Here is a 23159-nt window from a genome sequence, read left to right on the forward strand (position 1 = left end):
GGGCTCCTCACGATCCGTGGGAGGCGAGCCCTGTCAACAGCGAAGGCGTCACCATCCACGCGACTTGCCATTCAGCGCCTTCGGACCTTTTCAAACACACCACCCCCCCACGCTCGAACAGAATGGGCGGACGTTCCGAGTCTCCCGCGAGCAGTTGTGCGGCAAGCAGCGAGAGCTGCGGAAGGTGACCGACGAGCGCTGTGTCTTGCGATTGCTTATCAAGGTCGCGAGCAAGTGTCTTTGGACTGTCCTTAGGCGCCATGCCCGCGTGGCTTTCACACATGCCGCCGGCGCCTACATATTGAAACAGGATTTGGGCGGTCTGCATTGCGCGGGTCTTGCCGCTGTGCCATAGATGGGGAATGCGCACGCCTGCCCGCGAGAGAAATGACGCAATTCGGGTGACGTCTTCGATGCCTTTGGGCGAAAGCGGGCGATCGGGGTCTACTTCTTTTTCGAGCGCGTCACCGTGCTGAACGAGGTAGATTGTCATGAGCGCTCCCTCCCATGCCTGACTCACAAAATGCGGGACGAAAGACTGGGGCGCGGGAACGTTTTACGCGTGGGTAGCGTCTTTCTTGTGCCGCCGGCAGGAACCGCACGAAAGAGGTTCGCCGTCGGGACCAACGGCGCCTTCGCCGCCACACGACCCGCGCAGGCAGTGCCCGCTCAACCATGTGCCGAGGATCATCGCCGCTATTCCGAGGCCAAATACGGCCATCGTGAGGAGTATCATTTTAATCATAAATCCTCCACTACTGCTCCGGCGTCGCGGACTTCTCGATTGCGTCGAATGCTGGAGTACTGCGCACCACAAAAGCGCCCGACGCGTCATGAATGATGAAGAACGCGGCCAGGTTCTGGCTGGCGGCCAGTTCGTAGCCCTTTTCGGGACCCAGCACAATCAGCGCTGTTGCCAGGCCGTCGGCCGTCATGCTCTTATCAGTAATAACACTGACTGACGCCAGATTATGCGTGATAGGCTTCCCGGTGTTGGGGTCGATTTCGTGGGAGTAACGTTTTCCTTCTCTTTCGAAATAGTTCCGATAGTCGCCAGACGTGGCAATGGCTTTATTCGACAATGGGATAGCCAATTGAACCGTCCGTTGTATACCCGACTCCGGGCGCTCAATGGCGATTTGCCAGACTTTTCCGTTTGCGTTTCCACCGCGCGTGCGGATTTCTCCGCTGACATCGACCATGAAGTGCTGAATACCCATAGCGTCAAGCGCCTCCACGACCTTGTCGCAGGCGAAACCTTGGGCGATGGCCGACAAGTCGCAGTAGACGTCCGGTTGGGTTTTGCGCAACGTTGAGTTGGCGGCATCAATCTCGATCTTCTTGTAGCCGACACGCTGCTTGAGTGCGGCGATCTGCTCGTCCGTGGGAAGCTCCGAAGTCTTTTCAGGACCGAATCCCCATGCATTGACGAGTGGCCCGACAGTGATATCGAAGGCTCCACCGGAGAGCTCGCTGATCCGCTGAGACTCCTGAAAGACCGTCAACAGGTCCTTGGAGACTGGAAACGGGGTCAAATCGGCGTGTTGATTGAAGCGCGAAAGTTCCGAATCGGGCTTGTACGTAGACATCTGATTGTCTACTTCCGCCAATACGGCTCGAATCTGGTCGGTTGCCTTCGCGAATTTTTCGCGGTCGGCGGCCTCATTGAAGGTCACCAGCTTCACGATGTACGTGGTGCCCATCGTCGAGCCGGTCACTTCGACCGTCGTGCCGGCGGGAGCGGACGTAGGCTCAATCCGGCCTGTGATGAGGGCAAATACAGCGCCCGCAATCAGAAGGCCCGCCAAGGCAATGGCGGGCCGCAATACGTGGGGTTTCTTCGGAGACTCGCTCATACTACCTCTGTTATCCGCCAAAATCGTCGAACAGGATGTTCTCGTTCTCCACGCCGAGGTCGCGCAGCATATCGATAACGGCGGAATTCATCATGGGAGGTCCGCAAATGTAGTATTCCACATCCTCGGGCGCGGGGTGGTTCTTCAGATAGTTGTCGTACAGCACTTTGTGGATGAAGCCGACATAGCCGGTCCAATTGTCTTCCGGCAAGGGTTCCGACAACGCCAAGTGCCACGAAAAGTTGGGGTTCTCGCGGGCGATCATATCGAAGTCTTCGTTGTAGAACGACTCGCGAAGCGAACGCGCGCCGTACCAGAAGCTGACTTTTCTCTTGGTGTGCAGACGCTTGAACTGATCGAAGATATGCGAACGCATCGGAGCCATGCCCGCGCCGCCGCCGATAAAGATCATTTCGTTTTCGGTGTCTCGTGCGAAGAATTCGCCAAAGGGCCCTGAGATGATCACCTGGTCGCCGGGTTTCCGGCTGAAGATATAGGAGGACATGATGCCGGGCGGGGTGCCTTCGGGCGCACGCGGAGGCGGAGTGGCGATGCGCACGTTGAGCATGATGATGCCCTTCTCTTCGGGATAGTTAGCCATCGAATACGCGCGCTGAACGGTTTCGGTGCAGACCGACTCAATCTTCCAGAGATTGAACTTATCCCAATCTCCGCGATACTCCGGTTCGATCTCGAAATCTTTGAACGATGCCTTGTAGGGAGGGCACTCGATCTGGATGTAACCACCGGCCCGGAACGGGACTTCCTCACCCGGAGGAAGCTCAAGCACGAATTCCTTGATAAAGGTCGCGACGTTCCTGTTGGACCGCACCGTACAGGTCCAGCGGCGTACGCTGAAGACTTCGGCGGGGATCTCAAGCTTCATGTCGCCCTTGACCTTGACCTGGCACGAGAGCCTGCAACCTTCGCGGGCTTCGCCGCGAGAGATGTGGTTGAGTTCCGTGGGAAGCATGCTGCCGCCGCCGTCTTTGACAACGACTTTACAGACACCGCAGCTCCCCTTGCCGCCGCACGCGGAAGGGATGAAGATCTTGTTGTTTGCCAGGGTGGACAGGAGTGTGCCACCGGCGGAAACCGTGATGGCCTTCGTAGGATCGTCGTTGATGACGAGCTTGACGTCGCCGCTGCTGACCAGCTTCGCTTTGGCTGCCAGGAGAAGAAGCACAAGCGTCAGGACGACTCCCGTGAACATCGCGACGCCTAGTATGATGAGACCCATGCGCGGTTACCCTTCTTCCGAGCCCAATGCCTACAACTGAATGCCTGAGAACGCCATGAACCCCATGGCCATCAGTCCGGCGGTGATAAAGGAAATACCCAACCCGCGAAGGCCAGGCGGGACATTGCTATACCGCATCTTTTCGCGAACAGCGGCAAGCGCGACGATGGCCAGAGCCCAACCCGCGCCGGAACCGATGCCGTAGACTACGCTCTCGGAAAAGTTGTAGTCGCGCTGTTCCATGAAAAGCGATCCGCCGAGAATGGCGCAGTTGACGGCAATGAGCGGGAGGAACACGCCCAACGTGTTGTAGAGCGCCGGAGCGAACTTATCGATGGCCATTTCGACTATCTGCACCATGGCGGCGATGGTCGAAATGAAGCAAATGAAATTCAGAAAGCTCAGATCGGTGTGCGCGAAACTTGGACTAATCCACGTCAGCGCGCCTTCTTTCGTCAGGTAATTGAGAATGAAGTTGTTCATTGGGAGCGTAATGACTTGCACGAAAATCACGGCCATCCCCAGGCCCAACGCCGTCTCCACTTTCTTTGAGCAGGCCAGGAAGGAACACATGCCCAGGAAGAACGCCAAAGCCATGTTCTCAATGAAGATGGATTTGACCGCCAAATTGAGGTAGTGCTCCATTACTCGGTCTCCTGCTGCTCAGGTTTGACGGTGCGAATAAGCCAGATGAAAGAAGCAATGAGGAAGAACGCAGAAGGAGCCAGGAGCATCAAGCCGTTAGGCGTGTACCATCCGCCTTCGGTCACCAGCTTAAATACGGGAAATCCCCACAACTTACCGGAGCCCGTAAGCTCGCGGATGACTGCTGCGCTCATCAGCACAAGGCTGTATCCCAGCCCATTGCCAATTCCGTCGATGAAACTCACCCAAGGCGGATTCTGCATTGCGAAGCCTTCGGCGCGGCCCATTACGATGCAATTCGTGATAATCAGGCCCGTGAACACGGAGAGCTGAAGGCTGATCTCGAAGAGGAACGCCTTTAGGATCTGGTCCACCATGATCACCAGCGAAGCGATGATCGCCAGTTGCACAATGATCCGGATGTTGTTCGGTGTGGCGTTTCGAACCAGACTAATCGCGAGATTGGAGAATGCTGTCACGACCGTGAGTCCAATGGACATCACGAGGGCAGTATCCATTTTCGTCGTAACGGCCAATGCGGAACAGATACCCAGCACCTGCAATCCGATTGGATTGTTGTTGAACAAGGGATCGAGCAGCGCCGCCCGTTCCTCTTTACCCAGCAGTTGTGCCATGTCTATGAACTCCGTGCTTGCCCGGATGCTGCGCCTTCTCGGAACTTTTTCAGATAGGGGCCAAAACCATGCTCTCCGAGCCAGAAATCCATCATGTGGCTCACGCCGTTACTGGTGATGGTGGCTCCGGAAAGCCCGTCAATATGATGCGGATCCTGATCGGGAGAACCTGCGACGCCTTTGATAACCTTGATTGCAGGTTTCCAGCTTTCGTCGTAGGCCAATCGTCCTTTCCAAAGGGCCTTCCATTTGGGATTGGATACTTCACCGCCCAGACCGGGTGTTTCGATTTGGTCATAGTAGGTGATACCTTGGACGGTCTTGGTGTCTTTCTCGAGGGCGAGGAATCCGTAGAGCGTTCCCCACAATCCATACCCTTCAATGGGGATGACCACCTTCGAGACTTGGTCGCCTTCCATTACGAGAAAGACCTGGGCCAGCTTCGGCAAGCGGGCGATGCGCGAGGAGTTCTCGGGTGCAGGCACGCTCAACGCAGGGTCGCCGCTGGCCTTGATCTGGTCATACTCCTTGGCGTCGGTCGATTCGTCGTAGTCGCCTGTTTCCAGGTTCACCAGCTTGACCTGAACCTTTTCATCGAACATCTTTGCGACATCGCTGTTCGAAATGGGCTGACCATCACTGATGAGCCCCGCAGCCAGCAAGACGTTCTTCTGACGATAGGCCGCCTTATTGGCCGCTTGGCGGGACGACAAGCCCACGGCCGACACGGCGACTAGAATCGAGCACGCCATGCACATGACGATCGAAAACAGAATGGTATAGAGGGTCGAGTTACGCTGCACTGCGAGCCAACCTTCTCTTGATGTTCGCTTTCACGACGTAGTAGTCGATGAGCGGCGCAAAAATGTTCCAGAAAAGAATCGACAGCATCATGGCCTCGGGATACGCCGGATTCGTCACGCGAATGAGCACGACGAAGGCCCCGATCATGAAGCCGTAGATCCACTTACCCATGTCGGTAAAGGCAGAAGACACCGGGTCGGTCGCCATGAAAACTGCGCCAAACGCATAGCCACCAAGGACCATGTGCCACCAGAAGGGAACTGCGAACCCGGTAGCCGGACCGCGCCCCAGTACGTTGAAGAAGGAAGCCATGACGACGGTGCCGAGACAGATGCCGGCCATTGTGCGCCACGATCCCACGCGGGTTGCGATGAGAATGACGGCCCCGATAAGACACGCGAGGGCCGAGGTTTCACCCATCGAGCCCAACTCAAGTCCGCTGAACGCCTTCCACCATGTATAGCCGTGGTCGGCAAGCCCCTGGTATCCACCCATCTGGATCATGCCCAGCGCGGTGGCGCCGCTGTATCCATCGATCCAGTTGGTCGATTGCGTGGCCACCCACACCTTGTCGCCGCTGATTTGGCCGGGGTATGCGAAGAACAGGAATGCGCGGGTCACCAAGGCGGGGTTCAAGAAGTTCATGCCGGTGCCGCCGAATACTTCCTTGCCGAAGACGACGCCGAAGCTCACGCCAATCGCGACCTGCCAGAGGGGAATGCCGGGAGGCAGGGTAAGAGGGATGAGCAGGCTGGTCACCAGGAATCCCTCATTTACTTCGTGCTTGCGCACAATCGCAAAGAGAACTTCCCAAAATCCGCCCGCGATGATGGTCATGATGTACACGGGGAAGAAATACAGCGCGCCGTGAATGAGGCACGCAAGCAGACTGTCCGGAGAGAATCCCACGCCGAGCGTTTGGAGCAGGGCGTTTCGCCAACCGGTGAGTTCGCCCACTTTGGCGGCATTGAGTGCGAGGTTGGCCTGCAGACCGGTATTGTAGAGGGCCATGACGACGCACGGGATCAGCGCGATGACCACGACGCTCATCATGCGCTTGAGGTCCAGTCCGTCGCGAACGTGCGACGGCCCCTTGGTCACCGAATCGGGGGTGAACAAGAAGGTATCGTTGGCTTCAAACAACGGATGAAGCCGTTCAAGCTTTCCGCCCTTTTCAAAGAGCTTTCGCTGTTTGTCTTGGAGCTCGAGTAGGAACTTCATCAGCCTTCCTTGTAAATGGTCTCAAGGTTTTCGCGAAGGATCTGACCGTAGTCGTACTTGCCGGGACACACAAACGTGCAAAGGGCCAAGTCCTCTTCGTCCAATTCGAGGCAACCGAGCAATTCGGCGCGCTCGATGTCTCCCATAATCAGCGCCCGCAACAAGAACGTCGGCTGAATGTCCATGGGCATGACGCTTTCGTACATACCAATGGGGACCATGGCGCGCGCCGAACCGTTCGTAGTGGTCGTGAATCGGAACGACTTGGCTCCCAACAAGCGCGACAAGAATACGGGGATTACCGAGAACTTGCTCTTGCCGGGTGCGATCCAACCGAGGAATTCGCGCTTGTGTCCTTCTTCCAACGCGGTGATTTGAAGGTGGTACCGGCCAAGATACCCGAGGATGTCGCCCATGGCGGTTCTGCCGGACAACACCGAGCCGGAAATCACGCGGTTCTCGACGGCTTCAAGTTCGTTGGCGGTAAGCTCGTCCAAGGAAGCGCCCGCGCGAGTCTTTACCAAGCGAGGACGCTTGACGGTGGGACCCGCCAACGACACGACGCGTTCCACGTCCAGCTTGCCTGTGCTCACCAGGCGGCCAATCGAAAGAACATCCTGATATCCGATGTGCCACACCATCTTGTTGCGGCTTACGGGATCGAGACGATGAATGTGCATTCCGACCGTGCCCGCAGGATGGGGCCCAGCAAATTCTTCGACCTGTACGCCAAGATTGGGGTTGACTGGCACCGCGGCTCCGGCAGACTTGCAGAGGTACGTCCGGCCATCGGTCAACTTGGCAACACAGATTAGACCCAACTCGAACTCGTGGTCCCGGCCCTTCAAAACAGCCTCAACCGAAGGCGACAACGGGTTAGTGTCGATAGCGGTCACAAAAATCGACCGGGGCTTGGAGTCGACAGCGGGCACGCGGCTGAACGGGCGCGTGCGAAATGCCGTCCACATTCCCGACTCGACCAGCAAATCGCGAATCTCATCACGACTTAGGCCTGCCGGATTCTTGCCGGTGTATGCCGCAAAGGAGGCAAAATCGGCATCCGTGGGGGACCCGCTTCGCTCGGATTCCGTCAACTCAATGACGATGGATTGGAAAGCCCGCTTGGCGCCGCGGTTCACGGCCACAACCGTGCCCGCGCCGGGGGCGGCGTACCGAACTCCGGGGGTCTTTTTGTCTTCAAATAGCGTCTGGCCACGCTTAACGGCGTCGCCAACCGCCACGCTCATGGTTGGACGCAGACCGACGTAATCATCGGCCAACAAAGCCACTTTTCGCGGCAGAGCCGCCTGGCTTATCGTCTGCTCCGGCTGTCCTGCGATAGGCAGGTCCAGTCCCTTTTTGATTGTATGCACAGCCATCAAAAAACCTGTCCCCAAACGCGTGCAAAACGCTGTAAGGTCCCAACCCAGGTGTGAATTCTTGCGGCTAAAACGGAAGTAGTGTGCCAGATTCTCTCGCACAAAACAACTCGCATGTCAAGGTAGCCGCGCGCCCTTCGCGCGTGGCGGAAATTGTCCCATTTTTCACGATATCGGCCCATTTTCTCGTTTAACGCCGCAACCACGCCCTTCTCACTCACCCGCCGTAATCTCTGCGCTCTGCCCAAACGCCCCGAAACGTCGAGACTCCATACGCAAACGTGACGTGCCCTTGGGGGTCTCGGGCAATGCGAATTCCACCGATTCAAATCGACCTACGCGCTCTGCCAACGAAAGACGCTCCGCCTTCGCTCCGCTAACGACCGCGAGCGCACAGTCCTTGGCGTCCCAGGCCGCTTCTCCCGTATTGATGACCTCGACAATCAAGCGCCCATTCGCATAGTTCGTCGTAATTTCTGCGTTGAGACACTCGGCAGGCATGGGCAATTCATAGGGAATACCACCCAACCCCACGAAGGGGCAGTCCGTCGAAGAGGCGCGCGTTCCCGGCGTCGAGATACAGATTGGTTTGTTGTTCTCGTACGCTTCGGCAGCGAACTTCGAATGCTCGGCAACGACGGCAGCGAGACCGGAGGCGTGGGCCGATACGCAAACATCCAATGTATCTGCGCTGGACAATGCCAAGGGTTGAAGGTTCTTTACGTCGTCCGCGACGCGCTGCAAGACCAGCGCCGCGGGCCGCAGAGTCCCATCGGGAGCTATGATTCCGAAATCGCTTCGCTCATCGACGCGGTACCCGCCCGGAAACCACCAGCCAGCCCAGCCATCGGCATTCGAACGTTTAATCATCTGCGCGAAGGAATCATAGAGTTCGGCTTGCTTATTCAGGGCCTCCTCTCCCCCATTCCACACCGAGCGCCCAAACTCGGCCCAAAACACGGGTTTGCCATTGCCGGCCCATCGAGCGAAGTGTCCAACCAACGCGGCATCGGCGATGTTGTCGGGGCCGTAGCCGTAACCTTCAGGAGAGACAAAGTCGAGGTGGGCCGCTCCTGCGGTCAGCGTGAAGGGCATGACTTCCACCACGCCGCGCGTGCCGGTTCCGCCGTAGCCTGTCCGCGCGCCGCACAAGTGCGTGTCGTCGATCGTGCGGAGAAGTCGAATCACTTCGCCGTAGCGCCGGCTTATGAGGTCGTCCGCGAACCGGCAATAGGCCGCAGCCATGGCCGTGTGCGGACCGTCCGCTTTCAACTGTGCGTCCGTGGGTCCGCTCACTTTCCCGTCCACGCGATTGGCCGGAAACTTCCACACGGATTCCGCGCGTTCGACACTGCCGTATTGTTCCTTCAGCCACGCCTCAAAGAGCGCGTCGTACTGTGCACGCTCCTTATACAACCCCAATCGCGGTTCCCATGCCAGGTCGTACGCAAAGACACCGGCGTTCCCGCGCAGGTCCGCCGCGCGCAGCAGTTCCAGGAAGGGCCGTTTCGACAAGTCGTCCGTGGCGCTTGGACTTGTTGGGTGGGCTCCATTGAGATAGATATTCACTTTGATGCCGTATTTCGCGCACCGCGCGATGAAGTCGCGGAGCTGAGCCGCTTCGGCAGGGCGGATATATTGAACGCTCACGCAGTTCACGCCCATCTGCTGCAATGTAAGCAGGTCGCGCTCGATGTACTCCGGTTCGTATGTCGCGAGCATGGACCAGCCGCTGAAATACTCCTTAACCTCCATCCCCGAAGTGTACAGGGGCCAGTAGTTGATACCGTGCGCAAACCAGGGTTTTCCGTCGAGCACGAACCGTCCGTCTTTCACGGTCACGCACGGCCCATCCACAGACAGGTCCGCCAGCAGTGCCGGCGCGGAAGCGGTCTGCCGTCCTTGCACCAGCATGGCTGCAACTGCGCGCACAATGGAATCCAACTCCGGGTCGCTGGGACGCCATCCGAGCAACGTCCAGGTTGCGCCATTTTTGTGCCACGTGGTTGCAAGGGGCGTCGTGGACCAAGTACCACCGGCATCGAGGCCTTTCACGTGCGGTTGCCAAACGTAGTCGCGTTCGGGTGAGACGTGGCGTGGCCGGGCAATCGGAGAAACGGCCTCGGCCGGTGGCGTCAGGCGAATGTCCTCCCACCCCGGTGTAGCGGCCAACGTGGACACCGCCCCGCGAAACGTCTTGTAGGACGGCGACAACCCTTCCAGGAGCGGCGCGGATGCCAGAACGAAACCGGGTCCGGCTTTCGCGGTACCCAACCCGCGAAGGATGTAGGTATACGCGCCTTCGTGGACAATTTGGTGCGACGACGCGAAGCCAACGCTGATGTCGACGAGATTCTCCAAATGCGGCTGGTCGCCAGGACCGCCCCGCCCTTCGGGAGAGTTGTCTTTCCAGAAGGAGAACTGCGAGACGTGCAGTCCGACGTTGCGCTCTTCCGGCGTGAGCGGGGCAACCGCCATCCAGCGGGCGCCATCGCGTTCACGCAACTCGATCACGAGCGACGTTGCGCGTTCTCCACCCGCCACACACAGGATGATCACGTCGTGGTCCGCGGGCGCGGCGGTAACGGGAAGGCCCCGGGTCTCCCAACCGAACGGCGCCACGGCCCTGAGCTTGGCGGAATATCCGTCAGGCAATGGTGAAAATTCCGCCACGACTTGGGGCTGGCTCGTGCCTCGGCGCGGTTCGGCGGCATTCACCGCCGCCCAATCGACCAGCGCATGTTCAACAGGCAAGGCCGCCAGATAGTCCGTAGGCGCGACCATACGCCCCTCCGGATCGCGATAGACCAGTTCTTCGAAGGCGGGCCCGCCCACGGCCAACAGGTGTCCGCCGCGCTGCACAAAGCCCTCAAGTGGCGCAATGGACGCCGCGGGAAAGACGCGCGCGTCCGGAAGGACCAGCAACGTGTTTGCGTTCAGGCCTTCGAGCTCCTCCGGATGAACGCGCCGCCACGATGCGTCCGCTTGTGTCCACGGATGCGCCTCGCCATCGTAGGCAAATACGGCCACATCCACGGGACTCGCCGAAAAGACAAGTCCCAGAATCATTGCTGCAAGCATGGTGTTTCCCCCTTCCCGTGCGGAATCCGCGCGCCTGCACCGGGTCCGAGATTGCGCGTTATCCTGGCGCGGCACGGATACGTCGCGATTATGGCGAATCCCTCGTGGCCGCGCCAATTTGTGCGCACGTGTTGATGGTCTTCGTCTTGAAAGCGGAGACAACGAATGTTCGTTGATTAAATGGCAGGGCCTTGTGTGTGACCACAGAGTACCTGAACTGAGTCGGACAGCGCCTCGCTCGCCGAGCGCGGCGCTACTGAATCGCAGCCGAGGGCGGCTGCGCCACAAGGAGACCCGCCGTCAGCAAGCGCCGAGGGATGCCCGGCATGGGCCCAAACGCAACAGACCCTGCATAAGCCAACTTCCCGAAACGCGGTCCCGGTAGCGCCTCGCTCGCCGAGCGCGGCGCAGGGTATTCCGCAGCCTGCAAGTAGTGTAGATGCTGGCGGCCAGGGAGTCGGCCCTGACTCGGCATCGGACAGCACGTGCTCTCGTTCACTACTCACACCGTGTGTTTCTCCTGCGCGCCGCACGGCGTAAAACATAACAGCCTGGCGCGGCATCGCCGCAACCAAAAGAGACTCAACCACCGATATACACCGACGATTTGACTCGATCCTCCAGAGCGCTGCAAGCGCGAAATACTCCAGCCTGGGGTGAGATGCGCGTCTTGGACGCGAATCGAAACCCCAGGTACCCGCCCTCACCCAACGTGAGTCCTGTAAGGACGAAAGCAACTTATGCCGTCCACTTCTTAGGAGCCACGACAGAGACCTCGGTTATCCGCGCCGCGCTCGGCGAGCGCTGCGCTACTGAATCGCAGCCGAGGGCGGCTGCGCCACAAGGAGACCCGCCGTCAGCAAGCGCCGAGAGACGCCCACTCTTCCGACGCGTGTGCGCATGATGACGCACTTTAGGAAAAGGCCCCCTCCGGGTATAATCGCGGAGGTGGGATGGCAGCCGCAGCCAAGTTTGGGGGAGTATGTCGAACCGTACCCACAATCGGTGGGTCTCGAAGTCTCAGCAGTTGCGTTGTCTCACTTCCTATGCTATCAGTAGCACGAAGACGACTTAACGACGGTCAAGCCGTCAAGCTGTAACGGGGTCCATGAGTACAATCGAGCCAGAGCCAGAAAATCTCTCCGCCGAACCCGCGCCGGATGTATGTGCGCATTTTGGGGATTGCGGCGGGTGCCAATCGCAGAACGTACCCTACGAAAAACAAGTCCAGGCGAAAAGCGAAGCGCTTAGCGCGTTGTTTCGCGCGCACTGGGAAACGACCATTCCCGTCGCGGAGTCGCCAACCATCTGGCACTACCGGAACAAGGTCGATCCCAACTTCGGACGCATGCATTACCCGGAACCGCCGCCAAAGGGATTCGAACGCGAGTTGGTACTGGGGTTCAAGCGGCACGGGAAATGGTTCTGGACGCTCGACCTCGCGGAGTGCCGCATCGCCCCGGAAGGAATGGACACGCTCGTTGCAGCCGTGCGCGCGTGGGCAAAAGAACGGAAGCTGACCGCATTCAGTTCGAAGTCGAAGGACGGGTTTCTGCGGGCGTTGCTGGTGCGCGAAGGCAAACGCACCGGGGAACGCATGGTCGTGCTCGTCACGCACAAAGGCGACCTCGACAAGCAGTCGTTTGTGGATACGGTGCAGGCCGTGTTTCCGTGCCAGAGCATCCAGTGGGCCGTCTATCGCGGAGACGCGGAAATCACCGCGGCAGACCAACTGGAGTTGCTGTATGGGAAGCCGTCCATCGAAGAGGTGTTGCACATCCCCGATTCGCGGTTCGAACGCAAACTGAAGTTCAAGTTGTCGCCGTTCAGCTTCTTCCAGACCAACAGCCTCGCCACCGAACTGCTCTACGGGCAGATTCGCGCGTGGGTGCGCGAGTCGCGCCCGAGCGTGCTCTACGATCTCTACGGCGGTTCCGGCGGCATCGCGTTTAGCTGCGCCGACTGCGTTGACCGCGTGGTATCGGTGGAAAGCGAAGAGTCTGCGTCCGTGGACGGCGTCTTCAACCGCGAAACCAACAACATCGACGACGTAATCTTCCTGACGCAGAAAGTCGAAGACTACCTTCGCGAGACCTTGTCCAAGCAAGGCAAACTGCAATCGAACAACCTTGTCGTGCTCGACCCGCCCCGCGCGGGACTCCACCCCAAGGCCCTGAAGCGGCTGATGATGCTCGAACCCAAAGAGATCATCTACGTCTCCTGCAAACCCACCGTCTTCGCGGAAGAACTCCCCGCGTTCCTCACCAAATACGACATCCGCGACATGCGCGCCTTCGACCTCTTCCCCCACACCGAACACGTCGAACTGCTGACGAGGCTGATGCTGAAGGGATAGCTAGAGCGCGCGCAACGTGACTTTTCTATCGGCCCACACCCGCAAGAGCGCCGAATAGGAGCAGACAAGACACGACGGCCCCATGCCTTCCTGAGAAAGTCGCGCGTTCCTATTGCCTTCTCGCTGCACTGCCATGTAGAATGTACTATATGAGGTTTAACCTTACCTAGCACGTTTGGTCAAACGCAGATTTTGCACATTCACCGTTCCGGCTCGGGGGAGACTGGAAAGGCCGCACAGTGCGGTCCGCGTAAAGTGGGGCAATCATGTTGACAAGCAATCGTGTAAGGGGAATTGTTCTTCTCGCTCTCGTGATATGCGGTGCAATTGCCGTCTTCCTTACGGGGCATAAGACCAGCGAACACATTTCACCAACGCCCAAAACTTCATCGAATAATGTCGCACGATCAGCCTCGCCGAGCTTAGGGGAAGACTCAGATGCTTCCGCGGTCATTTCAGGGGCAGTTCGAAATCGCCTGACGCAAGAGTCCTTACCTGGTGTGGAATTGCTGCTGCGCGGGAAGGCTGGCGAAGCCGAACGAAGCGAAACAGGTGACGATGGGACATACGAGTTTCGTGACCTGCCGCCCGGCGAGTATGTGCTGGAATTCTACTCCCCATCAGGCTTGGTTGAACGAAACCCTGACCTGACGAAACGTACTGTCGTGGTGACAGCAGGAGAGAAGGCCAAAGTGGACCTCCTGTTGGATGCCGGCGCAGTCTACGCTGGTCTTGTAATCGACGCCGCAACTCAAGCAGTCGTGCAAGACGTGACCGTTATCGCCACGGCAGAGGAGCATTCTCGAGGATATGGCAAAACGAACAATGAGGGCCATTTCTGCCTCATGGCCCTGCAGGGGGAACTTGAGTACGATGTAGTCGTTAGTAGTGAAGATTATCTCCGGTACACCAAAAAGATCTCCCTTCCCGCTCAGGGTTTTCAGAGTGACTCGATTTCGCTGGTACGCGGTTCGGTAATTCAAGGAAGACTTCTCCTTTCCAATAACCAACCCATTGATACAGCGTACGGGTTGGGGAGCATCCGTATCTCGCTGGAAAACGAGACGGGAACTGAAGTGGCAGGGCCCTCCTCCCAAGTACCTCCCAAAGACAGTCCGCCCGCCCCCGGCACCTTCCGGTTCTCGTTGCTTCCGACGGGCACGTATTACCTAAAAGCCCAGTGCTATCTCGTACCGGGCTCAGCCTTGAATGGTAAGACCTTCTACCGCGACGAAGCTGTGGTCATACGGCGTCCCGGCGAAACGGTAGAGGCAGACTTGGCACTGCCTTTTGAAGCGGGTGGGACGGGCAGTATCGAAGGAAGAGTCGTTACAGCAGAAGGGAAGCCGGTCGCGAATGCGTCGGTCGCGCTTAAGGAGTATCCTCTGGAGACTAGACAGCGGACGGATAGTGAAGGGCATTTTGCACTCCCCAATCTGCTTGAGGGGGCACGGTTCGATATCATCGCCCGTTTCGCCTATCACGACTACAAAGAGGAAACCGCCGGGCCCACTCAAGCCGAGGTGACCGGAGTTCCTGTCGGCAAGCGAAACCTCCGTATTGTGTTGCCGCTTTCTGGAAGCCTGGCTGGGGTAGCCGTGGACAAGGATACCGGCGGCGTCCTTGCGCAGGCAACGGTAGAAGTCGCGCGAGAATGCATACGAGACGAAACTGGCCAGTTCATCATGCCGAACTCCATGAGAGAAATCGCCCAGACCGATCCGGACGGCTTCGCTGTCCAGTTCCTCACACCTGGAACAGTCACAATTTGCGTCAGTAGTCCGGGGTACTACGCGGTGCGGGTGCCGGATATCCGGATCGAAAGCGGCCAAACAGCCGATGTGGGGCGGGTTCTGCTTTCGAAGGGAATTCCTGTTCAATTCGAAGTGTATTACGCCAAAGGGTTCTCTGGAAAGCTCTACGGTATTAACGTTTTCACTGCTACGGGCGGGTGGGCCGAACCCAGTATTGAAGAAAGAGAAGGTCAGGAGAATCCGCGCGTTTACGACGTGTCGATTTCGCCGGGATCCTATCTGGTTACCCCTCTCGTCGAGTACGAGGGCAGTCCCTGGGAAAGGAGCTACCACAATATTGAAGTGGCGGCCGCTTCCCAGACGGGCAGTACTCAGGTTTTCAAGTTTACCATCGGTAGCGATACGGGCGAAGTATATGGGGTGATTGAGAACGCGCTCGACTATCGAGTGGAACAGATCTATCTGGCGCGGCAGCAGCAGTGGCCCTACGCGCCCAACGAACCCAATGTCAATGCTCGTTTCTATGAAGACCCTACGGCAACATTTCTGATGAGAGAACAACGGCCTTCCGAAACCGGTACATTTCGCTTTGAACACTTGCCGGCGGATACCTATGGAATCCATGTTGTATATCAAGACCCCCGGACAGGGGAAAAGCGCGTTGAATCCACGCCAGTCACAGTAGGAGACGGAGAGACTTCGGAGGTCTCGCTGAGTCTGCGCGGCGGGGATACAAGCTAACTTGTCTGATCTACGAAACAGGGAGACGGATATTGGACTGGTCAACGTGAAGAAGCGGCTACGACTCCGAAGCTGCCTGTGCGTCGGATTCTCGTGCGGGGTCGTTAGCCTGGCCGGTGTGTTCCTGTGCTTTCTTCTGGTTGTAAGAATTGCAGGTTTCGACGTTGACATGAAAACTCTTCCCTCGTTTATTCACGGTCTCTTCGTCAATTTCCGGAGTTGGACCGCCGAATTCGTCGAACCCACCGATTACCCTCAATTCTTCACTGTGGTGGCCTGGAATGACTCGATTGTTGGAGTCAACACGAAAAGTACAGAGACGCTGATACGCACAGGCGGGATGCGGGTGGACGGAGGCACAGTGCGGCGCTGCTTCGAAGACATCAAATCTGGTGTGTCCGAGGATCTAACTCCGTTGTTTTGCCCCATCAGCTTCGATTCGCCAACAGTGCCGATCGAAGTGCCGTTCGTGGCCTTTGGCAGAGAGCGTCAGCCCGGTTATGGCGCGGGCCTACCGGGAAACCCCGTGGAGAATGAGACATCGGAAGACGTAGCGCCATTGAGACTTCTTGCGGGAGTCGACGGACCTACTCCCTACTATACCGTGACACCGCGTGTTTTGTTGGACACTCGGCCTTCCGTGGCTTGGATTGAGAAACACAACGAGAAAGTGAACTTACTGTGTCTTCTGTCGGATGAGCGAAGTTGCCGTGTCATTCCAACGGATTATAGACCGGATCAACTCGTGGCTGGGCCAACATGGTGCGACAAGCGTGAACTGTGTCTTCTTGTAAAGGAAGCGGAGAGCGATGCACTAGACCTGGTTCTGGTCTCAATGGCGGACACAAATACAGATGTCCAGAGAAGGCGAATCATCGTCCACCTCCCCGCGAAGCCACGGAATATACTCGTGTTCCAAGTTGCACGCGTCGGATTGAGCCACGTCATCCGTATAGACTCAAGTCTGGATAATGATCTCTATGAATTTGCCGACTGCCTGTTGTACCTGAGACACACAGGTGAAGTGGAGCGTATCAATTGCCAGGATCGGATCCGCTATCTCTCCCCTTCCGGTACCCATGTATCCTGTGAAGAAGATTCGGAATATGCTCTCACGCATTGGATCTGCAAACTTGACATCGAAACCTTGAGTCTCACGCGCGTATTGGTAGTAATTGGAGATCCATCGCTTTCTGGATGGGACCAGACGGAGCGGTTTTACGTATCGGCCTTCCATGTATTTCCCCGCTGGACAAGGCTGTGCGTGCATATGTACGACTTGGAATCAAAGAGGAAGCTACGCCGACTTTCGATTGATAGATACCCGACGGACGACCCGGCGGTCATGGTGGGGTCTAACAGTGAATTGATAAGAGACTGAGGCGAAGTGTTGGATTAAGCGGACAAGATGCAAAGAGTGAAGACATCGCAAAGCACAGATGCGGTGATTCACGATTGAATAGTCAACTGACAATTAGCGCTACCAAAACGAATCGGGCCTTGCGAATGGCAAAGAGACTAAGCGTGGCTACAGTCATAATCTGCATGGCTGTCGCGGTCGTATATTCCGCCTCCAGACTCATCTCTATCGTAAGACACGATATGTTCCCGAATGTCAGTTCACCGGCATCGGCGGCGAACGCGGCGATCCATGTGCCCGAATTCAACAAGAAAGTCGCCGTCGGGCCGTGTATCGCGTATGGCGACGCCGTGTTGCCGTATTTGGAAGCAGAGTCGTCAAACTACACGCAGCTCTATCACGGTTCACATAGAAACGTCGCGCTCATCCTGAGCGGAATCGATTCCCCCAAATCACTTGCAGTTCTACGCGAGTTGTATTCGCGAGACCAATTATGGGCGAAAGAAGCGGGAATGCTGGGACTTGTTCTATGTGGACAATTTAATGAACCCGTACACGAGGGGGCGTTTATCGTACAAGACATAGACGAAGTCAAAGCCACCGCTCTAGCATTGCTCGACCGTAAAGAAGCTGTCCCGTTCCTTATAAGCTCGCTCCAGTCCAGCAAGCGAGACTTCTGGGCCCACACCAAGATTATGGAGGCACTTGGCGCGTTGGGCGACCAGACGTCGATTGAACCGTTACGCAACTACTTGCATGACAAGACTGTTTTCGCGTTGGACGGGGCGTTTCGGGCACTGATTATGCTTGGCGACCGAGATGCCATACCGATTACCATCAAACGTATTGAACCGGATATGGATGACTCTCAAGCCCTTGTAATTCCCTCGTTGGAACTGGTCACGCGGCAGAACTTTGGCCGGGACAGGGAAGACTGGCAACGCTGGTGGCAGGGTGCTCAAACCTCCTTTCGAATCCCTCCAGAAGCCATAGAAACGTTTCGGAAAGATGCTCTTCGTGTACCGTAGGGTCTCGGCAATTCCAGGTTACATGCCTTACGAGATGTCAAGTTGTTGTTTGGCGCCTTGGCGTCTTTGCGTTTCCTCTTGATTTGCGTTTCTTCTTGAATTGATCTCAACTCAAGATAAGTCGCCAGGATACACCGGCTGTCCGCGTATGACCACTCATTCATTGTCTTCGTGCTGTTGCGGTGATAATCGAAGAGTCGTTACCACCAAGGCACGATGACACAAAGAAGATAACCCAAAAAGACTCAAGGGTACACAAGTCCACTCACGCCTTGCAGACCAAGTATCAATCCTCAGTATCCATGTTGGATATGGATAGCGGCGACGTGCCTTACTTTGCGTCTTTGCGCCTTGGCGTCTTTGCGTTTCCTCTTAATTTGATTTCAACGCAAAGGCGCGAAGACGCCAGGATGCTGCGTCAGTCCGCTTGCTACCACTCGCTCATCGCCTCCTTGTCCGGCCTGTCCCTTTCATTCGCCACGTCAGTGCAACGACTCTGCGCATATATGTGAGGTGCGTCACAAACAGAGTGGGGTTCTTACAATGTCGTTGCAGATACTTTCGCCACTCCGCGTATGCTCGCGGCCAGGCTTCGGAGAGTCGGAAGTTCACCGGATGACCGGAATGACTCCCATAAAACGGCCAGGGACTCCCGGTTCCGGGAAAGGGGGGTGTCCCGTACGAATATGGACAGCCGTTCGCGGGTTTTCAAGAAACGCCATCCGCTCTAACTCATTTTTTCACAGGCGCTTACCCGACATCGTGCGCCGGTGCGCGCTCGGGGGGCCCCCCTTGCCCCGTCAAAACACATCGCGGGGCACCCCCCTTCCGAGAGTCCGGAGGCGTCGATTCTTCCGCGGACTACCGTCTCGCGGAAGACTCCTGTTGTCAATCTTGGCCGCAAGAGTACATGCTTAACGTGTGCACACCAATCGGAGGCCACCCAGCATGAAGGTCACCCTTTCAGACCTGCGTCGTAATCCCGGGAAGATCGTCGAGGCGATCAAGCGCGGCGAGACGGTCACGCTGTCCAAGCGCGGGAAGGAGATTGCATACATCATTCCAAAGCACTCGGCAAAGGCACCGATGTCGGCGTCGATCTCGGTCTCGTCATGTTCCGCTATTGGAATGTGGAAAGACCGTGAAGACATGAAAGATCCCTCGACCAGGACTACAGGGGATACAGGTCCCTATTCCTCAAGATCGTAGAAAAGTTACGTATTGGGGGAGTAAGTTGTTGAACGGCTGCGTGTTGGCCATGGTTTACGGATTTGCTTGGATGTGCTGAGCCACGACAGAGACCACGATTAACCTGCGCCGCGCTCGGCGAGCGCTGCGCTACTGAATCGCAGCCGAGGGCGGCTGCGCCACAAGGAGACCCGCCGTCAGCAAGCGCCGAGGGACTCCCGGCGTCGGCCCAAACGCAAAAAACTCTGCATGAGCCGACTTCCCGAAACGCGGTCCCAGTAGCGCCTCGCTCGCCGAGCGCGGCGCAAGGTATGCCGCAGACTCCAAGTAGTGTAGCTGCTGGCGGCCGCGAGAACAGTGGCGCTTATTTGGTTCGTTTATCGGAGTTCATCGGTGTTCATCCGTGGTTGAATCTCTTCTGGTTGCGGCTGTGCCGCGCCAGGCTAAGGGAATTTCTTCCCAACGTAGATCGGAGCGAATCCAATGTCGGCTTCATTCGTGGTCTTCATGGCGCTTGCGGCGGGTCCCGTTCTTGGTGTCGATTCATCCCGCTTTACGCTCGATGAGCGGCCCGCGTTTCTGCTGGGTATTAGCTATTACGGGGCCTTGGCCATCGAGGACAAGGCGATTGTGGCGGGCGATCTCGACGAGATGAAGGCGCTCGGCTTTAATTGGGTGCGGGTATGGGTGACGTGGAATGCATTCGAAAACAACGTGAGCGCCGTCGCGCCGGATGGCTCGGTACGGCGGCCGTATATGGACCGCTTGCTGCGACTCTGCAAGCTTGCGGGTACGCGCGGCATGGTGGTCGACGTGACGGTGACGCGGGGCAAGGCTCCGGATTTTCCGAGCACCATGGCGGAACATGAAGCCGTGATGCAGACCTTGGCCCGCGAACTAAAACCGTATCGCAATGTCTATTTCGACGTGGGGAACGAGCGCAACGTGGGCGATGAGCGCCATGTGCCGATGAGCGAAGTGGGCCGTCTCGTCGAGTCGATCAAGCGCATCGATCCGGACCGGCTGTGTACCGCGTCGCAGGGCGGCGACATCAGCGACGAGGAATTCGGCAACTACCTTGAAACGGGCAAGGTGGATTTCGTCGCGCCGCATCGTGGGCGCTACGCGGGCAGCGCCGCGGAAACCGGCGAGACGACGCGGCACTATCTGGACTTGATGAAGGGCGGACGCATCGTGCCGGTGTTGTATCAGGAGCCGTTCCGGCGCGGGTATGCGGATTGGGAACCGAAGGCGGACGACTTCAGAACGGACCTCGAACAGTCGAAGGCATCGGGAGCCGCAGGCTGGTGCTTTCACAACGGGTCGGTACGCAGCGGGAAAGGCGACGAACGCCCGCGACGGTCTTTCGACTTGCGACCGGAGGAAGGCAGATTGTTCGACCAATTCGACGCGGAAGAACGCGCGTTCCTTGACTCGCTCAAGAAACGCTGAGTCCCCGCGGCGTCGGCCGCGGAGTCTTCACTGCGCGAAGTCCGAGGAATCCACCAGTTTCCACGTGGCGCCGCTGTCCGGCGACATCATCAGGGCGCGCCTCGAACCCATGTGGTCGTTGCGGTAGAACCACAACGTGGACCAGTAATCGTAGGACAGGAAGAGGCGTCCTTTCCGGTCGATGGTCAGACGGTGGTAGTACACGCTGTACTCGGAGAACGGCGGCACGACAAGCAGCCGCGGCGCGGACCACGCTTCTCCCTTTCGCTTGCTCATGTACGCGAGGCATGCATAGATGCCCGAGGGGAATCGCTGCGTATCGTCCTGCCAAAGACGAAACACCACGTGGAGCGTGTCGTCCTTGTCGCAGACCATGCCCACGTAGGTTTGGCGCAGGCCCGCTCCCAAGTCTTCCGCGGGCGTCCAACCGTCTGCGGTGCTGTTGGGTTTCAGCGAGCGCGAGTACTTGAACGTGGCCCCGTGCGTGCCAATGAGCACGTGGAGATATCCTTCGCTGTCCATCGTGATGCACGGCGTGTTGTGAACGTCGTTCGCGGGAGGCCCGTAGCCGATCAGCGCGGGCGCGCCCAGCGTTCCCGTCTCACGGTCGTAGGTGGCCGCATAGGTTGGGACGCCGGGCACCTGTTCCGCCGGGTCCGTGGCTTCGGCCCACACGACGTGAACCTTGGAACCGCGCGACACGATGGTTGAAGGCATGCCGGAGTGTCCCGAGTAGCCGATGCATTTCTTCGTGATCAAGACAGGCTCTTGCAGGGAGACCGTTCCGTCTGCTTCCTTCTTGGGAAGATAGAGAAGCATATCGTTCAATCGACGCCAAATGAGATTAGGGTCTTTCTCCGTCAGATTGAATTGCACAAAAGGCGGTGGCCCATCGGGAAGGTTGTGTCCGGAGAACTGCTCGATGTCGCACGTCCCGGGCGCGGGGATCGCGGTGGCGGCGAAATGGTTCCCGCCATCGCCCGAATAAAGGAGCACCTTCCCATTTGCGTCGCCGATTGAGTAGATGCCGTTATCGCGATCGAACGCGACCTTGGTGGTCGCCGAACGTATTGGCGCGCTCCCCGGCGCGGTGTAAGAGGCAGTCGGCCATTTGCCATCGTTCAAGACTGACAGGCCATCGCCGTTATTCACAACCGGCCGATTGTTCATATCGAAGTAGACCTGATTGGTCAACGGGCACGACGGGGCGTAGCCGAGTTGTTCGTTTTCGTGTTGGAAAGGCTTCAAATCGAGCGGCATCGAAAGCGGCGCCAAAGCGGGCGCGATGCCTCGGCGCAGTCGGAAGGTCGAGAAGGTTGCGAGTTCTGGCGCGTCATTCGGAATTGCGCGCACTTTGCACTCCCACTGATCGCCTTCAGCCGGCAATTGATATCTAAGCGTGACCTCCGTGGATTGATTGGGTCCGAGCGTTACCTCGGACTTGTCCAGTTCCGCGGACCACTTCTTGTCCTCAGGGAACTCGATATCCAAAGTAACGGCGGTGCTTCTGGAATCGTTGTTATGAACCTGGAACGTGCTCGTGCCGTCTTCCTGAGTGCCCGCATAGATTGTGTTCGAGTACGGAGTCAGCATCCAACGCACGGCGGCGAACCCAAACCATGAGTCCTTCTGCGGCGACCACAGCGTCTCGTCGCGAAACGAATCCTTCTGCGACCAGCGTGTCACGCCATCAATTTGGACGCTCCCGGAATACTTGGGCAGATGCAACCGCCACGGCTCCATCGCAGATACCGTATCGGCGCGAAACTTCGCGGAACCGGTACCGTCGGAGCCGATGGGCAACTCTCCCACTTTCTCATCGAGCGCGTTGAACAGTTCCAGGGGGCCGGACTCCGATGACGCTTCGGCGACGTCGATGGTGAACTCGCCCGCGCGCGGCACGAAACACACGTCGCCAGCGACATCCGGATTTCGAAGCACGATTGGCTCTTCGTGATCGGCGTCGCGGTGGCCGCGCGCAGTCTCAATCACGTAATGCGTGCAATTGGTGCGGAACCCCCACTCCACGTTCTCGCCGTACCGGTCATTCGAGACCGTGACGAGTACGCCGTAGATGCCCACACCGCGAACGGTAGTCGCGACACGAGCGTGTTGGACGGGACCCGTCCCGCTGCCCTTGGCTTGGCCGTCGTCAGGAATAGTCTTTTCGTCAAGCACTTGCCTGTCGGGACCGAAGAGAATAAGTGTCATGAAAGTTGGTTTGTCGGAACGATTCAGGTCGGCCTTCTCGACTTCGACCCAGAGTTCACCCGTATCAGGCAACAGAAAGATTCCGCCAATTCCACCCCAGCGGTGGTCCGTGGTCCAGGCCGAGTTCTCCGCCGCAATTGCGGCAGCCGCGAAGAACAGGAAGACAACCCCGAGATGTGTGATGCGTGTCATGGCATTCTCTCCCCGC

At 57.8% G+C, this 23159-nt stretch carries 17 protein-coding genes; 6 read left to right on the top strand and 11 right to left on the bottom strand.

Annotated features, from left to right (window positions below; translation table 11 throughout):
• Window positions 1-7: 7 nt before the first annotated feature.
• The 10 genes from sixA to K1Y02_01720 all read right to left on the bottom strand — a co-directional run bounded on the left by sixA (window position 8) and on the right by K1Y02_01720 (window position 10861).
• Entirely contained in the window at window positions 8-493 is a 486-nt protein-coding gene (sixA, locus tag K1Y02_01675; GenBank protein MBX7255041.1) for a phosphohistidine phosphatase SixA, read from the bottom strand.
• A 63-nt stretch (window positions 494-556) separates the two neighbouring features.
• Window positions 557-745, bottom strand: a complete 189-nt coding sequence (locus tag K1Y02_01680; GenBank protein ID MBX7255042.1) for a hypothetical protein — start codon at window positions 743-745, stop codon at window positions 557-559.
• A 10-nt stretch (window positions 746-755) separates the two neighbouring features.
• Window positions 756-1856, bottom strand: a complete 1101-nt coding sequence (locus K1Y02_01685; protein ID MBX7255043.1) for an FAD:protein FMN transferase — start codon at window positions 1854-1856, stop codon at window positions 756-758.
• A 10-nt stretch (window positions 1857-1866) separates the two neighbouring features.
• Window positions 1867-3096, bottom strand: coding sequence for an NADH:ubiquinone reductase (Na(+)-transporting) subunit F (gene nqrF, locus K1Y02_01690; GenBank protein MBX7255044.1), 1230 nt, complete (start codon window positions 3094-3096; stop codon window positions 1867-1869).
• 30 nt (window positions 3097-3126) lie between these two features.
• On the bottom strand, window positions 3127-3741 hold the full coding sequence (gene nqrE, locus K1Y02_01695; protein ID MBX7255045.1) for an NADH:ubiquinone reductase (Na(+)-transporting) subunit E: 615 nt from the start codon (window positions 3739-3741) through the stop codon (window positions 3127-3129).
• Window positions 3741-4376, bottom strand: a complete 636-nt coding sequence (locus tag K1Y02_01700) for an NADH:ubiquinone reductase (Na(+)-transporting) subunit D (protein ID MBX7255046.1) — start codon at window positions 4374-4376, stop codon at window positions 3741-3743. Before K1Y02_01700 ends, nqrE begins: the two co-directional genes overlap by 1 nt.
• 2 nt (window positions 4377-4378) lie before the next feature.
• Window positions 4379-5134, bottom strand: coding sequence for a Na(+)-translocating NADH-quinone reductase subunit C (locus tag K1Y02_01705; GenBank protein ID MBX7255047.1), 756 nt, complete (start codon window positions 5132-5134; stop codon window positions 4379-4381).
• A 34-nt stretch (window positions 5135-5168) separates the two neighbouring features.
• The gene (locus K1Y02_01710) at window positions 5169-6401 is read right to left on the bottom strand and encodes an NADH:ubiquinone reductase (Na(+)-transporting) subunit B (GenBank protein ID MBX7255048.1); all 1233 of its coding nucleotides are present in this window, start codon (window positions 6399-6401) and stop codon (window positions 5169-5171) included.
• Complete coding sequence (locus K1Y02_01715) at window positions 6401-7774, bottom strand: Na(+)-translocating NADH-quinone reductase subunit A (GenBank protein MBX7255049.1); 1374 nt, start codon at window positions 7772-7774, stop codon at window positions 6401-6403. The genes K1Y02_01710 and K1Y02_01715 overlap by 1 nt, the downstream gene beginning before the upstream one ends.
• A gap of 219 nt (window positions 7775-7993) precedes the next feature.
• Window positions 7994-10861 carry a hypothetical protein gene (locus tag K1Y02_01720; GenBank protein MBX7255050.1) on the bottom strand — a complete coding sequence of 956 codons (2868 nt, stop codon included), beginning with the start codon at window positions 10859-10861 and terminating at the stop codon, window positions 7994-7996.
• A gap of 1108 nt (window positions 10862-11969) precedes the next feature.
• Between K1Y02_01720 and rlmD the strand changes: the two genes are divergently transcribed.
• From rlmD to K1Y02_01750, 6 genes are all read left to right on the top strand, one after another.
• Window positions 11970-13217 (top strand): 23S rRNA (uracil(1939)-C(5))-methyltransferase RlmD, encoded by a 1248-nt coding sequence (gene rlmD, locus K1Y02_01725; GenBank protein ID MBX7255051.1) that lies wholly within the window; start codon window positions 11970-11972, stop codon window positions 13215-13217.
• Window positions 13218-13483: 266 nt separating this feature from the next.
• Window positions 13484-15712: a carboxypeptidase-like regulatory domain-containing protein gene (locus tag K1Y02_01730; GenBank protein MBX7255052.1), complete on the top strand. Its 2229-nt coding sequence runs from the start codon at window positions 13484-13486 to the stop codon at window positions 15710-15712.
• A gap of 1 nt (window position 15713) precedes the next feature.
• Complete coding sequence (locus K1Y02_01735; protein MBX7255053.1) at window positions 15714-17093, top strand: hypothetical protein; 1380 nt, start codon at window positions 15714-15716, stop codon at window positions 17091-17093.
• A gap of 143 nt (window positions 17094-17236) precedes the next feature.
• Window positions 17237-18100, top strand: a complete 864-nt coding sequence (locus K1Y02_01740) for a hypothetical protein (protein MBX7255054.1) — start codon at window positions 17237-17239, stop codon at window positions 18098-18100.
• A gap of 948 nt (window positions 18101-19048) precedes the next feature.
• Window positions 19049-19309, top strand: a complete 261-nt coding sequence (locus K1Y02_01745; protein ID MBX7255055.1) for a type II toxin-antitoxin system prevent-host-death family antitoxin — start codon at window positions 19049-19051, stop codon at window positions 19307-19309.
• A gap of 462 nt (window positions 19310-19771) precedes the next feature.
• Window positions 19772-20740, top strand: a complete 969-nt coding sequence (locus K1Y02_01750; protein MBX7255056.1) for a glycoside hydrolase family 5 protein — start codon at window positions 19772-19774, stop codon at window positions 20738-20740.
• 27 nt (window positions 20741-20767) lie between these two features.
• Here K1Y02_01750 and K1Y02_01755 read toward each other — a convergent pair whose 3' ends face one another.
• Window positions 20768-23143 carry a BNR repeat-containing protein gene (locus K1Y02_01755; GenBank protein MBX7255057.1) on the bottom strand — a complete coding sequence of 792 codons (2376 nt, stop codon included), beginning with the start codon at window positions 23141-23143 and terminating at the stop codon, window positions 20768-20770.
• Window positions 23144-23159: the final 16 nt, after the last annotated feature.

The sequence above is a fragment of the Candidatus Hydrogenedentota bacterium genome, assembly GCA_019695095.1.
Taxonomy (GTDB): Bacteria; Hydrogenedentota; Hydrogenedentia; order Hydrogenedentales; family SLHB01; genus JAIBAQ01.

Bases quoted from the DNA above. Each gene is read 5' to 3' on its own strand.
- sixA (MBX7255041.1), bottom strand. From the start codon at position 493: ATGACAATCTACCTCGTTCAGCACGGTGACGCGCTCGAAAAAGAAGTA.
- K1Y02_01680 (MBX7255042.1), bottom strand. From the start codon at position 745: ATGATTAAAATGATACTCCTCACGATGGCCGTATTTGGCCTCGGAATA.
- K1Y02_01685 (MBX7255043.1), bottom strand. From the start codon at position 1,856: ATGAGCGAGTCTCCGAAGAAACCCCACGTATTGCGGCCCGCCATTGCC.
- nqrF (MBX7255044.1), bottom strand. From the start codon at position 3,096: ATGGGTCTCATCATACTAGGCGTCGCGATGTTCACGGGAGTCGTCCTG.
- nqrE (MBX7255045.1), bottom strand. From the start codon at position 3,741: ATGGAGCACTACCTCAATTTGGCGGTCAAATCCATCTTCATTGAGAAC.
- K1Y02_01700 (MBX7255046.1), bottom strand. From the start codon at position 4,376: ATGGCACAACTGCTGGGTAAAGAGGAACGGGCGGCGCTGCTCGATCCC.
- K1Y02_01705 (MBX7255047.1), bottom strand. From the start codon at position 5,134: ATGTGCATGGCGTGCTCGATTCTAGTCGCCGTGTCGGCCGTGGGCTTG.
- K1Y02_01710 (MBX7255048.1), bottom strand. From the start codon at position 6,401: ATGAAGTTCCTACTCGAGCTCCAAGACAAACAGCGAAAGCTCTTTGAA.
- K1Y02_01720 (MBX7255050.1), bottom strand. From the start codon at position 10,861: ATGCTTGCAGCAATGATTCTGGGACTTGTCTTTTCGGCGAGTCCCGTG.
- rlmD (MBX7255051.1), top strand. From the start codon at position 11,970: ATGAGTACAATCGAGCCAGAGCCAGAAAATCTCTCCGCCGAACCCGCG.
- K1Y02_01730 (MBX7255052.1), top strand. From the start codon at position 13,484: ATGTTGACAAGCAATCGTGTAAGGGGAATTGTTCTTCTCGCTCTCGTG.
- K1Y02_01745 (MBX7255055.1), top strand. From the start codon at position 19,049: ATGAAGGTCACCCTTTCAGACCTGCGTCGTAATCCCGGGAAGATCGTC.
- K1Y02_01750 (MBX7255056.1), top strand. From the start codon at position 19,772: ATGTCGGCTTCATTCGTGGTCTTCATGGCGCTTGCGGCGGGTCCCGTT.
- K1Y02_01755 (MBX7255057.1), bottom strand. From the start codon at position 23,143: ATGACACGCATCACACATCTCGGGGTTGTCTTCCTGTTCTTCGCGGCT.